This window comes from Coraliomargarita sinensis (genome assembly GCF_003185655.1).
GTDB lineage: Bacteria > Verrucomicrobiota > Verrucomicrobiia > Opitutales > Coraliomargaritaceae > Coraliomargarita_B > Coraliomargarita_B sinensis.
Genome location: NZ_QHJQ01000015.1, coordinates 15884 through 31450, shown reverse-complemented (window position 1 = coordinate 31450; position 15567 = coordinate 15884). Strand labels below are relative to the sequence as shown.

Below are 15567 nucleotides of genomic sequence, written 5' to 3'. Positions count from 1 at the left end.
ATCAGAGACTTCCGAAGCATCCGGAACCCGCAAAAGGACATGAAAGTGATTCGCCATCACGCAGTAGGTCAACACCTCGACCCCGCAGAAATCCGCCACCTGCCAGATCATCTTCCGCAGGATCTCCTTCTCGCGGTCCCCAAACAAACGCTCTCCATTCACCGTTCTGGTCATACAGTGATAGGTCGCATCGCTACCAAGTACTTTTAGCCTTCGGGTTCGCATGCTTAGATAAGGAAATCACTCAAATTGAAGTCGTTGTCAAGTATTATTAGCCTGTCCCTATTTTTATGTCCGGAACTGAGCTGTAGCTGGCGAAACTTCGGAGTCGGCGCTTCCTTAGGCAATGCCTTCTTCCGCCGACGCGAGAGCTGATAAAAGAAACTGTTGAAGTTGAGCCCTTCGCGCCGACAAAAATTACGCTGAGTAAGCCCGCTGGAATCGTAAGCAGACAAAAGCTCCGCCCACTGCTCCTTGCTTATTAAGCGACGGCCACGGTCATCCCGCTTCTCCATATCTTCCACGACTTCAGTATCCAGTGATTCCATGCCGCCAATATACCGGATTTAACCCCAACTGAATAGGAGGTCGTACCTCGGACGCTTACAGCTGAGTGGGGGTCGGTTGCATTTTTTATGTTTTTACGAAGCGCCCCTTTTTTGCCCCTTCGGACCTGGCAACTCCTCCCGTGTCATCTTCTTTTGACCTCAGTCCTCAGCCCTTATAATTGGCAAAAAGTGAACGTCATCTTCAAACTCTTCAAATAGCTGTTTTACCTGTTCGGCATCGCGAGAAGTCGATAAGGCAATCTTAAGGCGTAAATACTTATCGAAGTCGTCCTCCTGATAGCCTTCGATGTTACTAAATCGGTTGAACAACTTAGAGGCTAAATCGACATCACCGACATAAATTAATAGCGCGACATAAGTGGGAACATCAGAATCATCGTATTCTTTTATGTTGTTAAAAACATCATCGAAAGAAATTCGCCCAACAAGGTTCCGCACAATGTCCATTCGATCTAGGTCGCGGTAAACCATCGCCATAGATAAAACATCCCCTAAAGAAGGTTTCTCAAAACGAACCTCATCAAGAGATTGATATGCCAAATCATCTAGTCCTGAATTTGCATAAGCGTGTGCTAGTAACGTGTAAGCAACATCTTTAATCCGAGGATGACTCGCTAATAATTCTTTCTGCTCACTAGTAAACCGACTCAAGATTCGAACCGACTCCTTATACTCCCCGACGACATGAAGTGATCCGACATATTTTAAAACAAACCAAGCTTCTTCGGGCTTAGGAAGTGCATCATCAATTTTCTTATACCGACAGGCCAATGATAAAACATATCTACTCGGTTCATGCTTCAGGTATTTCGTGAGGTATTCATCTTCCAGAGAGACGCTACCCAAGTTACTCGCGCTAGAGCTTAAAAAGCCCAAAAAACCAACGAGTAAGACGAGGAAATTCCTTAAACGAGCCATAATATTTAAAATTTTTTCCTTCACTGAGAACGGCATCTTAAAACTACTTGATCGTCTTGCAACTCCTTCGCAACGATGCTTCCAACTCTTTTTTATCAAGTCATCGAGCAAGCTCTCCAGAGCATCTGCCTCCAAGTTTTCAAGGTCTAGTTTTCCACTTTCAGCCATTTCTTTTTAACGATCAGCTACTTCCCCACCAACAGCATTAGACAGTTCTTTGGGAATATCTAATGAAGAATTACTCAACGCATCTCCAATCTCTGATACTATTGATTCCTTTATAGCATCCGCGGTCTCATCTTTAATGAAATCAGTTAGTGATTTATTAACGAGCTTTTGACTAAGCTTTGCAGCTCCTGTAGCAGCCGATGGAAGAGCAATAGCTAAATCAATCAGGGCATCCGAGCCCTTATCGAGGCTTTCACGTGTCAATTGTTATTAGCCTGTCCCTTTTTTCATGTCACAGAGGATCGGGGTAAGGAGCCTGAGCGACTGAAGCCGTGCCTCTGTCCTGCGGCGGGCTGGGTTGTTGCGCGACTGCGGCGCGCGCGTGAGCGGCGCGAAGCGCGGGGCAACCGCGCCGCAGGCGGCTGGGGGAAAGCCCCCTCGGGGGGCTGCGTGGCGGGGACCGGCACAAAACGGGAGCGCGGACCAGGTGGGCGCGTGGTGCTCGTTAGAGCTAAACGCGGCCGCCGACGGGAAGCGCGGGCGAGCGGCTAAAATGGAAAGCATCGGAGATCCCGCTTGTGGAGTTCCGGGGAACCGGGCGCGGGGGGATTGAAGGTGCTGGCGTCAGCCTGGATGAAAAGACGGCGATGCTACGAACGGCGGCGGGGTGGTCGGGGGCGGTCGACTTGGAAGTTGTGGCCGTGGATTGCCGGGCGGGGCGTTGTTTCGTTGATGCCTCGGATAACGCTCAAAGTTTATTTTCTACGTTTGACCCCTTCGCTTCGCACGGAATGACCCCCTCCGGTTTCCCTGTATGCTTTCAAGACAGCCCGCGAATTAAAGTATTTGTAGACAGCAAAACAGGTTACCAAAGGAATTAGGGCACCTATTACACCAGCAATAATAATAGTGAACTGAGGGGAGCGCATTACATTGAAGCCATACCATGCGATAATAAACACTACTACAGCTATAATTCCATAACAGTATGCCTTTCTTCCAATTTCTTTGCTTCTTAAGGCAAGAATCGAAGTTGCTGCGATATAAAGTCCGACAATACCCGCTGCTAGTAAAACTACTCTCATTCCATCTGCAGCGAACATGGAGTGCTCGCTCGGAGAAATCAAAAGGAACATATTGGCAAGAATGCCATTCCATCCGCCTGCAAATAATGAAACCCAGAGAATAACTTTTGCGAGTGTAGGTATTTCTCTGCTCATTTCAGTTATTTGGTCCTAGGCTCGGTCGAATGATCTTCACGTAATAAATAGTCGCCCCCAAAAATGCGAAGGCCCCGATTAGGGAAAGCCAGTATCTCTTTTTAGTCTTATCTTTAAGACCTTCACAATGTTTCCACGAAGCCCACATTGATATCAAAAAGACTGTTATCGAGTAAAACAAAAATACCACAAGCATTGTAGTATAATTAAGCCCAATAATTGGTGCCGTCCGCTCACCCGAGACCGCAATATCCGAGCACGCGTATATGAAACAGATATAAGCGCTGCCGATAATTGAATCAAAGAGAGCCTTCTTAGCGAACAACATCAATGTCTACCGTAATTGAATTTAAAGCCTCAAATGGTGCGCTTACGCCAAATGAACCAGTGAAACCGACTGAAGGACTTCCCGACCCGCTGACTGCTCCCTTGCCTCCAACATTAATCCCAGTCCCAGGGACACCAACACTACCGCCCCCTTCCAAACTAACTTCGCCTCCACCAGAAAATATGTTTCTACCAGTTTTAAGTTCAATGTTTCCTGAGGCACCTCCCAAGGCTTTGAAGCCAATACTTGCAATGGTGGACTCATCAACCATTAACCGGTTAAGCAGCCCTCTACCGGTGGAGACTCCAGTAATTCTCTTAAAGTTTGTAAATGTTGCTCTGAACTGCCCGGCTATTCCCAATGCAGCATCCGATCCCTCAACCTCAACAAATATTTTTGGACTGCCCTCGCATGTATAAGTCCCCCGGGTACCAGCATACCCCACCCCAAATTGATAGATACTAAGAGTGCCGCTTCCTGTCCAATTTTTGCTAGGGCACGGACAATCAGGTAGAGTTCCAGAAGAAGGACCAGAAGTGCCTTCCGAACCCCTGTTATAAGACTGAAAGCCGGGGCCTGTTACTTTATAAAAACCAGGCCCAGGCACATTGTAATAAGGATCATGCGCACCTACGCTTGGGTCAAATGGAGCACCTCCAAGAATATCAATATAACCAATGGGATTATTAGCGACGAACCCATAAAGATTCAGTCCGCCCTGCTCCTCAATCGGGTCCCTGGATGGCCACCTACCCGTCACTGGATCATAATATCTAAAGCCGTAGTAAAGTAGCTCGGTTTCGAGGTCCTGGTATTTTGTGGAAAAGCGGAAATTAAGTGCTTCGGCGTTGGGGCCGGTTTCGCGGAGGGGCTCGCCGAAGAGCCATATTCGAACTCAGCCACGCTTTCTCCGGTGTTTGCTGCGTAGTAAGCCATTACGTTCCCATTTCCATCAAAGGCGGGGTAGTATGTCGAACCATTTTGGTTTCATGGATTTAGCCTGTCCCTGAAAATGCCCCAGCGGATACAGCATTATTATTAGCCTGCCCTTTTAAATCTTTTCAATCCCCTAGTCTGACTCTGTCTCGTTGCTCAGTATCTCAATAAGGCTAGAATTTTTTTGTTCGCGCGCAAATTCGAGAACTGTCTTCCCGTGATAAGTTGCATCAGTCGACGCCCCCAAAGATAGCAAAAGCTTCACCATCCTACCGTCAGCATTTTCAACGGCCAAGTGAAGAGGAGTATAGCCCCTCATATCGAGCTTCGGGACATTTGGAGAGTTGTAATCAATAAACTGTAAGCTTTCATTCACATCGGCACCACTCTCAGCTAACAAAGAAACAATTTCATACTTCCCATGCCTAACAGCTTCAAACAATGCGCTACCGCTACCATTCGCAGATTTTTCTGACACAACTGATGGATTCGTTTTAATCGCTTTTTTGATTTCTTCTATCTCCCCTTCTCGAACATAATAATGGAGTTCGGGTCGATTCCATTTCGACCAATCAACGGGCGCGAGTTCTTTGTCATCCTGGTGATATTCGTCCTTCTCACTTGAGCAAGCGACCAGAAAAAAAGCTAGGAGGAAGAACACCCTACTAAGGCAGCGATTAAACCAAGGTATATTCTTATTTCGCACTACTACACTTCTTTTTTCCGTCACCACAGAACGACTGAGCAAGAGACCCACTCCACGAGGATTCCTCGAACCCTGAATCTGGACGGCATTCCCAACCAGTATTTGCGGGCAATGTGCTATACGGATTTGTTTGATACAAAGTCCCAGGAATGAAACTGGCAAACACACCATCCCGAGGAGTCCAAGAAACCGTTTTACTATCATTTCCACATTTGCACTTCTGATTACATTTCACGCGGATTAGACACGGATAAACGCCATCAGGAACTTTATCAGGATTTGGTATGCGGTCGGCGTTAGGTGTAACTGGAAAAGTCTTTGTTCCCGTAGGAATATCCAGGGTATTGACTTTGCCAAAATCAGAGCCTGGCGTTCGATTTGGGCCAGTAGATATGCTGATAGTAAAATTCGCGGTTTCCGGAACTACATAATCAGAGGTTCTGTAGTCAGCCACGCGACGTTTTAACCCAAAAAGTCCAGGCCTAGATAACGTCGGATTCTGTGAGGTATCGAATCTCATAGTCCAATATTCCCGAGTCAGCCAAGGACCGCCATCAGGAGTGTAACCACTTCTCGAGCTTCTCGATCCCTGTAAACCAAGTATATCGAATATATTTACTGGATCATTGCCAACCATACCATAGAGATTCAACCCGCCGCGCTCACCAATCGGATCTCTGGATGGCCATCTACCCGTCACGGGATCATAATATCTGAAGCCGTAGTAAAGTAGCTCGGTTTCGAGGTCCTGGTATTTTGTGGAAAAGCGGAAATTAAATGCTTCGGCGTTGGGGCCGGTTTCGCGGAGGGGCTCGCCGAAGGGGCCATATTCGAACTCAGCCACGCTTTCTCCGGTGTCTGCTGCGTAGTAAGCCATTACGTTGCCATTTCCATCAAAGGCGGGGTAGTATGTCGAACCATTTTGGTTGTTTACGGCCAGGAGTCCGCCGACACCGCCGGCGCCCTGCGTAGTCCCGGATAAATCGAGGCCCCAGACATAAGTCGACCGGATGGCGGGTGACGAAGGGGCCATCGCATCGATTTCCGCGATGAGATTCCAGCCGTTATAGAGGTATCGAGTACTACTCGAGAGCTGAAAGCTACTGGATAATGTGTCCCATTCGTAGACCTTTTTGGAGAAACGTCGACCTCTCGAATCGTAGGCAAATTCCAACTTCTGACGAGGCGCGCCGACGTTGTAAGCGACCGCCAGGGTCTCCATCGCAACGAGTCGGTTTTCCGCGTTCCATGTGTATTTCCAACGCCCGTCTTCTATTAAATTCCCATCAGCGTCGTAGACAAAATTTTCCGGATTTGGTGCCAAATAGGCTCGGCCATCCTTAACAGAGACGAGATCGGCCCCATCCTCGCCTGCTTCCGAAAGTTTGGCGACCGTCGTGAGGGTTTCATAACGTGCCTCATCAGGCGCATCCTCGGTAGAATAATCGATGATCGCACCAAAAACTTCGTCCACCCGAGTTGCCGGCCCATCATTTACAGTGACGCTTGCTGACGCATCCGCTTCACCAATGACCTGAACCGATCTGGAGAGACGGCGGCCCCCATACTGATTTAAGGCATTTGCTCCCTGGTCGCCCGTCGCATCTGAACCGCTAAAATACTCACTGTAACCTGGCTCCGAAGCGGTTCGAGGCCCTGACGTCCGGCGGTTACCGATATCGTCATAGGCGTAGTGACTTCCGTAGCCGGGCAGCGAGGCACCATCCGAGTCTCTCCTCTTATTCGCAGATTTCACCTGCCCCATGTCATCATAACCGTACTCCCAGTATTTCGATCCCAAAGTACGCACCTGCTCACGTTGGTTTAGATCATTGTAGATATAGTCGAAGGCCTGAAGCGGCACCTTCGAGTAACCAAAGGCTGTCTCGATCGATGCCAACCGATTTAATCGATCCCATTCTCGCTCAACCTGTAAACCAATTTGTCCACGGTAACGACTAGTCGTCCGATTCAACAACTGACTTTCCGGGTGGTACCCGTATTCAAACAAGGAGTGCCCATGGGATACCTGCCGAAGGCGTGAATCGGGGTAGTAGCCATAATTCACGTTGTAGACTTCCCTCTCTTCCTGACTCAAACGGAGAAAATTGGGGCGCAGATATTCATCATATCCGCGTTCGACCCGAAAGCCGGCCAAGGCCCCTGAGCCCCATTCGACTGATGTGAGTCGCCCTGTGTCATACTGCAACTGTCGAATCCCACTTTCATCCTGGACCGTCTTAAGGCGCCCGGCCCGAGTGTACGTATTGGTAACGCCGGAAGTGGCATCGGAATAAACTACCTTTTGTAAGCGACCTGTTCCGCGGTGGTATCGGTAAGTCGTCACCAATGAACGAGCAGACGTCCTCGTATGCAGCCGACCTGTGTCATCATATGCATATCGAGGCCCTGGCGTGTAAGTCGATGTATCGATCACGTCGTAACGTTTCTCTTTCAACAATCCACGTCTATTGTAGATCCATTGCGTGGTCGCGCTTCCGTTTATCCCCACACCCTTTTCCTCATCGAAGTTCTGCCACGTCGTCATCGATTCTTTGCGCCCAGCATGATCGTAGGTATACTCAACCGGGTAAGTCTTGCTACCCCATCTCTTCATCAATCCACCACGCGGACCAAAGGCAGAATGTTGCCTGGACGCATCGGGAAGTGTTACCGAAATCAAACGACCATCTTCCAGATTAATCCGGTAAACATATTCGGTCGTTTGCGGGTCATAGCCTATCCCCTCCTTTGAGGTATCCGGGTCGGGTCGGGTCACTGATTGGATCCGTCCGTCAGGGTAATAATCGTAGTCCGTCACCCCATTCCGAACGTCATCCACACTATCCAAACGCCCAAATACGTCATAGTTATACTTTTTCTGCTCAAGACTCCCAGTCTCGGGATGTGAAACCTTCAACTCTTTCCTATACCCATCGACATATGTCGTATTATTAACCGTACCATCCTGTGCGGTTCGGACCTGCGAATAAGTACCGGAACCCGAAATCTTCAGGCTCTGGTGTGAATTTTGACCGTAAATAGAAGTCCATACATCCTGAGACGAAAGCGCGACATCTTTGGTTTGAATAACCGTTGGTTGGTCCAAATCGTCTATCTCCCAAAGCTCGACAGTTGATCGCCGGACAAATCCTTTTACAGGATCCTCGAAATAAGATTCCGCTGTGCGCGTAATCTGGTCCGCCCCCGCATAATCAATTTGCTGGTCAGCGTCCACATCCAGCGCAGTCGTGATCGTACGCCCTAAAGCATCATACTCGTACAACGTACTGGTGCCGTCTCCAGGCTCCACCTCGCGAACCAGGCGTCCTTTCTTATCGTAATACTTATAAGCGAACACGGACCCTTCCGAGGTGAGCTTCGGATATTCGATTTTATAAACCCGTCCGAGCATATCATAATAGGTCGCAGTAAATTCCTCTTCGCCTCCGTTATCACCCAGAAGGATTTCCTTAACAAAGGTTGCGTTAAAGCTGCGGTTGTTATGCGTGTCAAATACCACCCCATACTCGTACTGTTTAGGATAAGCCGCACTCCCATCTACCGATTTGAGACGCCCATCCTGATGGTATATCTTTTTCACGTTTCCACCGTCCGGATTTATCGTCGTTCGGACAGTCTGCCCCGCGCCATTTTCCATTCGTTCATAGTCGGTCGTACGCGACATCGCATCCAATTTGTAGTCCAACTCACCGCTTGGCGTATAGAAGCGCTGTTCTTGAATTATTTCCGAGGTGTTATCCGTTCCGATCACTGCCTTTTCCACAATCCGGCCGGCCGCATCATAGGTGTAATCTGTCGTAATTCCCAATCTCACCTCACTATCCACGCGACCGAGGTCATCGTAAAAATAACTGGTCGTATTGCCATAGATATCCGTTTCATCCGCCAAGCCACAGCAGTTGTAGTTGCTCCGTGTGGTCGTACCGTCTGAATAAGCATATCCAGTCACACGCCCCTGTTCATCAAAGGTGGTGGCATGTTGGTATTCGACCACAATACTGGTCTCCACATCGATCACCTCACGAGAGACGAGGCTACCGACAGCATTATAGTTTTCACGAATCTTTGTCCCCCGGCTCACACGCGAAAGCTCTGGGCCCTCAGGTATACCCTTATGGGTCGTTACCATCGTACCTCCGTCATTCGTTTCCCGATAATCATAAGAAACAAGCAAGCCATCCGAACCGAGCACGTACCTCAGCCGCCCCTCAAAGGGCCCTGATTCGTAAAACCGCTGCTTCGTCACCCGGGTGTTAGAAGAATCATTCCACTCAGCACCTTCGGCAATCGCCTCAATAATCCAGCGATCCCGGAAGGAGGATCTGTACACTTTCTCTGTCGTATAATATTCCTGGCCAACATCATTCACATTGCCACCCAGAAAGCGTTCCGCAAACGGTGCAGGCTCGTACTCCCTTCGCACATTCTCAACAAGCGCTGAAAAATCGATCGTATGGACCCTGGACGTTTCCTTACCCATTACCTTCATCACGACTGTTTTAAGGCTTTCGGGAACCTGATCTCCATCCATATCCGGAATTTCCGACCACAACACACGTTCGACCTGGCACTGACTTTCCGGACTGCCCGGAGGCGCATCAAGATATTGCGATACCGTTTTTCCGATTCGACGGGTCTCGGAATCATATGAATAGGTCTCCCAGTAGCCGGTTGGGTCGATTTTTGTTCTTAACCGCCCGTAGCTTTCCCCGTCATTCTTCGGATCATCATAGTAAATCCAACGCGTCGTCAGGGCGTCTCCGTCTGGATCCTCGACGCGCTCAAACCGTTGATTGAGACCTGCGATTGGTTTAAATCTTTCTAGGACTTTCGAGGCCGTTTTTCCGGAACCGTCGGTTAACGTTCTCGTCTTGGCTATGATGCCAGCCGAGTGACTTACGGCCAATTCCTCTATGACCAGGCCTGATCCCCGCTTGTGCCGCCAGAGATCAGCACCTGCGTCGTTATAAAATTCTTCAAAACTAGTGTCACCGCCTCTTGTTTCTGAAATCCTGAGTGTATCCATCCCAGTGCCGATCCGCTCAAAACGGTAAACCACCAGCTCCTCCGCCGAGGATGTATCATAATAGTTTGTGCGATACCCTCGCTTTAGCCCATCCGAAGGATATAACCGAATCTCGTAGATATCACTGGAGATAACGACCACATCGACTAGCACCTCGGCCGACATGACTTGGCGCACAACCCCTGTGCTATCATCATAAATGACTTCACAACGCTCTTTGACATCCGAATCCAAAGACAACGCGGCCGGCGTAAACAAGTTCGCGTTAATTTCCTCCGACATGAGCCAAATATTACCTGCCGATTGTTCGTAACCGACGCGTCCAAGGCTGACGCTCCACGAGACACTACCCAGTTCACTCGAGGAAGCCGCTAATTCATCCGAACAACGAGTCGCAGAAATCGCCTGAGGCAAATTTGCCAACCAGACATGTCGCCCCTCCACTAGTGGGACATCGTAGGAGATCTCTTTGTAGCCATCATCGGATTGCTTCACGGAAAAGCGTATGACGTCCGTCCGGTAGTATTCAACAGGGGCAGGTGGCTCGTCTGTATCAGAAGTTACCTGTTGCGAGTTAAGTTGAAAATCCGCGTAATAGTCTCCTGGGCAAAGGCCCTCGAAAGAGATTTCAAACTGCACGGAATTCGCTTTTACCGGAATCTCCAAAAAGCTACCACGCGTGTGCAGGTAAGTCTCTTCCACGTCGAGCGAGGTTTTGTAAGAAGCCGCCTCTCTATCAAAAGCACCAAGGGGCACTTGGCGAACAACCGGCTCATTAACCGAACTGAGCAATACATCGTGCACCGATTCAGGATTGCTCATGGTTTCTTCAATATCCACAAAAAGAGATCCGTATCTTTCATAGTAAGCTGAACCGCAGTAATTTCCCGGCCCACCATCGAGATAGCTAGCATTCGCCTGGTAAGTATTTTTAGAGATGATAGTGGTAAATTTATCACGATAGCACCAAGCGGGATGCACATCCGCGTAATCAGGCGTGTAGAACGAATTGTTCAATTCAGAGAATTCCTCCGTCTCAACAGGATTGCCCGCTTCGCAGTAACCTTGCTCAAAACTCTTGATCGCCTTACCGAGGATTAACTCACCCTCCTGGTTTATTCGATTCATTCCGCTGTAAATCGATCCTTCCCCAATCTCCCATCGGCAGAAACTTGTGAACCAATTGATCCCCTTCCAGGATTGTATTCGATAGAGGGTTGGGAGCTCACCGTCAGGGACCTCTGTGTATTGGCTGAATCCTTTAATTACCGCTCGCCCGGATACCATAATCGAGCTTACCCCAGTGGGATCAAACTTGGCTGCCGGACCGCAGGGCGATGCGCCTAAAAAGCCGGCGCCGAGCTTAAAAACCAATAAACAGTAAATAAAAATACGTTTTCTCATCAAATTAAGCAGCGACTTTTGCATCAATTTCAATCAATCGAGATTTGAGTAGATAATCAGATTTACGTCCGAGGAATCTCTACGGTGTGGATCAGTCTGGGCTCTGTACTCTAGACGATTAATGACTCCATCACCGTCATCATCGTCCAAAGCATCACCCTCAGAATCAGGATCGAGACCATGCCGAACTTCCCAGGTGTCACCCATGCCATCCGCATCCAGATCGAGGTCACCGTCTGCGATCCCATTCGAATCGGAGTCCCATAAATTAGGATCCGCGCCCTCCATGTACTCCTCCAGGTTGTTTAACTCGTCCGCATCAGGGTTCAGCGAAGCGTCGATCTCGTTTGTCGGATCCAAGTGATGTAACAGCTCCCATCCATTGGGCATACCGTCCCCGTCAAAGTCTCTATTCCGATCGTTGATGCCATCTGAATCTGAATCCACGGCATTTGGGTTAGTCCCGATTGAAAATTCTTCGAGATTCGTCAAACCATCACCATCCATATCCGAGTCGGCGTCCGCTCCGCTCAATGGGTCGAGCGAAGCAGCCAATTCCCAGGCATCAGGCATACCATCCGAATCCGAATCCAGGACTCCGTCCGCCTTACCATCCCCATCCGAATCCGGATTGAGTGGATCCGTCTTCATTAGAAATTCCCAGTAGTTAAGCAGGCCGTCGTTGTCCTCGTCCAAATTCCAATCCGGCGAGATCGGTTCGCTAAGGGGATTGAGCGAGTATTTCGCCTCCCAGTCGTTCGGCATCCCGTCGCGATCATCATCCCTGTCCCCATCCAAGATTCCGTCCGATAGTGAATCCGGATCATTCCATGCGTAACCGAGGACATACTCCCAGTAATTGTCCAACCCGTCCGAGTCAGCATCCTGTAAAGCATCCTCAGGATTCAGAAAATCCAGCCCGTTGCGCTTCTCCCATCCATTCGGAATCCCATCGCTGTCAACATCATCTGTATCCTCTCCATCCAGAATTGAATTATCATTCAGGTCGGGATCGTTTGGATCAGATTGAGCAAGATATTCCTGGAGATTCGTGAGCCTATCTTGATCAGGGTCCAATGCCCCATCACTCGGATCTCTAAAGTCCAACCCGTTGTCCATCTCCCATAAATCAGGAATCCCATCCCCGTCACTATCCACGCCGACTAAGTTGGTAAAATTAAATGGATCCGTACGCCCTTGATACTCCTTTAAGTTGGAAAGACCATCGCCGTCCGGGTCCAGAACGGCTTCACCATTATCCACGAAAGGATTGTATCCGTAGGTGAGCTCCCATGTCCCCGACAGTCCATCCCCGTCGTAATCTGATGTACCGGCGTAGGGCGACAAGTAAGCAGCATCGACATAATCCTTTTCGGATGTCGGGTCTGTGCCAAAGATATGAACTTCCTGGGCATCGCTGTTCCCATCCGAATCGGTATCCCATTCAAATAGATCAGTCGCCATAAGGTACTCATCCAGATTATTGAGATAATCGCCGTCCAGGTCACCCGAAGCAGAAACAGAAGATCCATTTTCTTTCTCCAGCCAGTCCGGCATTCCGTCTATATCCGTATCAATAAATTCATCTGCGCCAATATCCACAAATCCGTCCCGCACCGTTTCACCATCGCAATCCGGATCCGCATAGATTCCAGACCAACCGGAATCCCTAGCAGGAGATTCCGAATGAAGAGAATAATCCCAGGCAAGGTCCGGATCATCAAAAACACGGCCTTCGCCAAGCACTTCTTTATTCGCGGACCGAATAATCGAATTCACACAGGTGATTGTCGTATTTGAGTATGCCGCTATTTCGTGCTCCTCACTATCGTTCCAAATAATCGAGTTGATCACTTTAAGCTCGCATGGATAAGAGGAGGAACCCCTAGCGTAAATCGCACTCGACCTGCCACCGGCTACCGTGCACGAAACAAAAGTCACATCGGTCGCGTTTACGTAAAACAAACCACGGCCGCTGAACTCGAGGAAGCGACAGCCGTAAAACGTTATGCCATTCTTAGAGAGCGGGGCTGATATAAATGATCGCCCATTACCCAAAAGGACGTCTCGGCCATAAAAGGTAATCCCCCAAAGGACACATTCCTCCAGGAGGGAGAGAGGACTTTGATCGGATTGAACATCGAAGCGGCTGGCATCCATGATCGTGCTCCGAGCCCCGGCCGAAGCAAAAATATGAAGTTTTTTATCAATTTCGAGGGTTTCGCTCAAATCGTAAGTTCCCGGCAAAACCTCGATGACGTCGAAATCAGCTGCAGCATCGATTGCAGAACGAATCGACCTTTTCTTATACGCGGTCTCGGACGATAGTTCAGGGTCGACCAAGTAGTATGTAAAGTTTCCCGGTTGTGCGTCGCCGTGCTTAATACTTTCAGGACCGTTTGGATCTGTGCCGTGGTTCAATTCGAAAATATTAAGCATCCCGTCACCATCATAATCCCCGTGAGGCGAAACCTCCAAGCCCCCGAAGTTTTCCAACTCCCAGGAATCCAGCATGCCATCCGAATCCTGATCCTCCCCCACCCTTATTATTAAGGGCTTTGAAAATCTTTGCATGCCATAGGCATCAACTGCTTTCGCGACAAAGGTATAGGAACCTGGCAACATTGGCGCGGTCCAGCTTACCGCGTATTCAGCTTGATCTCCGTCTGCGCGACTAATCTCAGCCCCATTCACCAGTAAAGCGACCGATTCGATACCAAAATCCGGGTCACTCGCGGTATATTCCACATTTAGGGCCGCACCGGGTTCGACGACAACTCCATAGCCGGGTCGAACGATCTCAAGGTTCGCTGGCTGATTCACCACCTCCATTTTTACAGGAACGCTCAAAAGCGAAGCACTTGATCGCTCATCCCTGATCTTTAAGCTTGCATCGTAATCACCGGGAGCAGTCGCCACCGCAGACCGGAATTCAACATCCATCAAAAAACAGCCCTCGGCTGGAATCTCCCCGGACCCTGGAGCCGCCTGCACAAATTCGCCCGTATTGGCGAAAAATTTCAGAGCCATCTTATCTTCAATCTTCAAGCCCCTGCCGTACGCGAATACCTCCAAGCCTTCCGAACCGTCCGCATTCTCAATACCAACGACGCTATAGTAGTCATGGGTCTCTGGAACATTCTCGTAGTAGACAAAGATGTCGCCATCTTCATGTAGAACGACCTGAAATGTATAGTCCCCGTAGTAAGAGGGCACCTGTTCATACTGAATAATCAAACGGCCCGGATCGGATTCTTCTTTGAAAAAGATTTTCGCCTCACTGGACGAACCCGGAAACAAAGAAGTGCGAAATGCGGCGATGAAGAGGTTGGGCGAATAGCTTTGCGGAATCTGACCTGGTGAGGCATGTGCGTAGTTATCGCTATCTGAAAAACCGATAATACCTCGGGTCCCGACATACACGTCGGTGTAATTCCCCCCATAGAAGGGAAAACTAAATTCTGACCCCTCTGGAAGAGGCACCCTTTCGTCAGCATAAAAACTATTTGATAACGTAGGCATCTCAATGCCTGTTGTGGAAATATCATTAAACTTATAGGGAACGGAGCCTTCTGAAGAATTTTCCATCAAGTAGGGTTCACCTCCTTCAATGACACCATTTACTACTGCCGAAGAAAAACTCACACTATCCGCCCCCTTATTTTTTAGCGTCAGCGGCACAACTGCGGATTCCCCTTTTTTCAGGGTCACCGAAAGCGTTTCAGGCTCGGCTTTTATTTCAGCCGCCAAGGCAGGTGCCCAGTCATCCAGATCGAAACTAAAAACGAATTTTAGTTGCCCGACGGTCGCCAGGGCCAGGTCCGCATCGTCTTCTTGGTCGACTGTCCAGGGGTAAATCCCCGTGGATTCCGGGTTCATGGTGGCTGTATCAATTCCGACCTCCGGATCGTTGAATCGATCATAGAAAGGTTTTGCTAAATACTTGAGCTGTCCGAGCGTGAGCGCTTGTAAATCATTGTCCGGACTATCCGGGACCGCAGCACAGAAGGTTTGATAAAGCGCCGTCACTTCCGCACCGGCACCGCCGACGGAAGACAATTCAGCCTCCAAATAAGAGAAGGCCTTTTGGACCGCGTGTTTTGCCTGCCCGATCGTAGCCACGGCCTTGTCCTGTCGAGGGTTCGAATCGACCAGGGAATACTCCGTCCACCAATCGGGCTGTGCGGCGAAAACCAGAGTCGAAAGCAAAGTGAGCCCGAGCGATGCGATTTTAAAATGCTTCTTCATACACGATCGGAGTGATCCAT

9 protein-coding genes are annotated in these 15567 nt (G+C 49.3%); all 9 read right to left on the bottom strand.

The features are described 5' to 3' along the window. A partial coding sequence (locus DDZ13_RS14650) for a transposase (RefSeq protein WP_199221146.1) occupies window positions 1–225 on the bottom strand: 225 nt, incomplete at its 3' end. A gap of 2 nt (window positions 226–227) precedes the next feature. Further along, the gene (gene tnpA, locus DDZ13_RS14645; protein WP_110132211.1) at window positions 228–548 is read right to left on the bottom strand and encodes an IS66 family insertion sequence element accessory protein TnpA; all 321 of its coding nucleotides are present in this window, start codon (window positions 546–548) and stop codon (window positions 228–230) included. 159 nt (window positions 549–707) lie between these two features. Then, entirely contained in the window at window positions 708–1655 is a 948-nt protein-coding gene (locus tag DDZ13_RS14640; protein WP_110132210.1) for a hypothetical protein, read from the bottom strand. Window positions 1656–1661: 6 nt separating this feature from the next. Beyond that, on the bottom strand, window positions 1662–1919 hold the full coding sequence (locus DDZ13_RS15370) for a hypothetical protein (RefSeq protein ID WP_146209391.1): 258 nt from the start codon (window positions 1917–1919) through the stop codon (window positions 1662–1664). Between the two features lie 491 nt (window positions 1920–2410). Continuing rightward, window positions 2411–2875: a hypothetical protein gene (locus tag DDZ13_RS14635; RefSeq protein ID WP_110132209.1), complete on the bottom strand. Its 465-nt coding sequence runs from the start codon at window positions 2873–2875 to the stop codon at window positions 2411–2413. Window positions 2876–3189: 314 nt separating this feature from the next. After that, a complete protein-coding gene (locus DDZ13_RS14625; RefSeq protein ID WP_110132207.1) occupies window positions 3190–4092 on the bottom strand; it encodes an RHS repeat-associated core domain-containing protein in 903 nt (300 codons plus the stop codon). Window positions 4093–4272: 180 nt separating this feature from the next. Beyond that, a complete protein-coding gene (locus DDZ13_RS14620) occupies window positions 4273–4800 on the bottom strand; it encodes an ankyrin repeat domain-containing protein (RefSeq protein WP_158279942.1) in 528 nt (175 codons plus the stop codon). A gap of 34 nt (window positions 4801–4834) precedes the next feature. Further along, window positions 4835–11299 carry an RHS repeat-associated core domain-containing protein gene (locus tag DDZ13_RS14615; protein ID WP_158279941.1) on the bottom strand — a complete coding sequence of 2155 codons (6465 nt, stop codon included), beginning with the start codon at window positions 11297–11299 and terminating at the stop codon, window positions 4835–4837. A 33-nt stretch (window positions 11300–11332) separates the two neighbouring features. Continuing rightward, window positions 11333–15547 (bottom strand): right-handed parallel beta-helix repeat-containing protein, encoded by a 4215-nt coding sequence (locus tag DDZ13_RS14610; protein ID WP_110132204.1) that lies wholly within the window; start codon window positions 15545–15547, stop codon window positions 11333–11335. Window positions 15548–15567 lie beyond the last annotated feature (20 nt).

Excerpts from the sequence above, each read along its gene's own strand:
- DDZ13_RS14635 (WP_110132209.1), bottom strand. The coding sequence starts at position 2,875 with ATGAGCAGAGAAATACCTACACTCGCAAAAGTTATTCTCTGGGTTTCA.
- tnpA (WP_110132211.1), bottom strand. The coding sequence starts at position 548 with ATGGAATCACTGGATACTGAAGTCGTGGAAGATATGGAGAAGCGGGAT.
- DDZ13_RS14615 (WP_158279941.1), bottom strand. The coding sequence starts at position 11,299 with ATGAGAAAACGTATTTTTATTTACTGTTTATTGGTTTTTAAGCTCGGC.
- DDZ13_RS14610 (WP_110132204.1), bottom strand. The coding sequence starts at position 15,547 with ATGAAGAAGCATTTTAAAATCGCATCGCTCGGGCTCACTTTGCTTTCG.
- DDZ13_RS14640 (WP_110132210.1), bottom strand. The coding sequence starts at position 1,655 with ATGGCTGAAAGTGGAAAACTAGACCTTGAAAACTTGGAGGCAGATGCT.